General features: G+C 49.7%; 1 protein-coding gene. It reads left to right on the top strand.

The features are described from left to right. The coding region (locus tag AOB49_RS11790) for a DUF7507 domain-containing protein (protein WP_172793440.1) at positions 1-332 on the top strand (332 nt) is incomplete at both ends.

Below are 332 nucleotides of genomic sequence, written 5' to 3'. Positions count from 1 at the left end.
CGATCACTAAAGTAGCTAGCCTCTCTTCGGCTGATGGTGCTGGTGATGTGATTAACTACACTATCACTGTAGCTAATGCTGGTAATGTGACCTTAACTGGGGTCGTGCTGACTGATGAGTTTGCGAAAGATTATGCCTACTCATCTGGTGATGCCGATAGCGATCAACAGCTTGATGTTACTGAGACCTGGGTTTATACCGCCAGCCATACTGTCACTCAGGCGGAGATGGATGCAGGTACTGACTTGGTCAATACCGCCGTAGCCGACACTGACCAAACTGCGCCAGAGCAAGCTAGTGCCACTACCACCATTGCACAAGCCCCAGATTTA

Source organism: Polynucleobacter sinensis, assembly GCF_001595985.1.
GTDB classification, from domain to species: Bacteria; Pseudomonadota; Gammaproteobacteria; order Burkholderiales; family Burkholderiaceae; genus Polynucleobacter; species Polynucleobacter sinensis.
The sequence above is the reverse complement of the archived record's forward strand: the minus strand, read 5'-3'. Positions and strand labels throughout refer to the sequence as shown.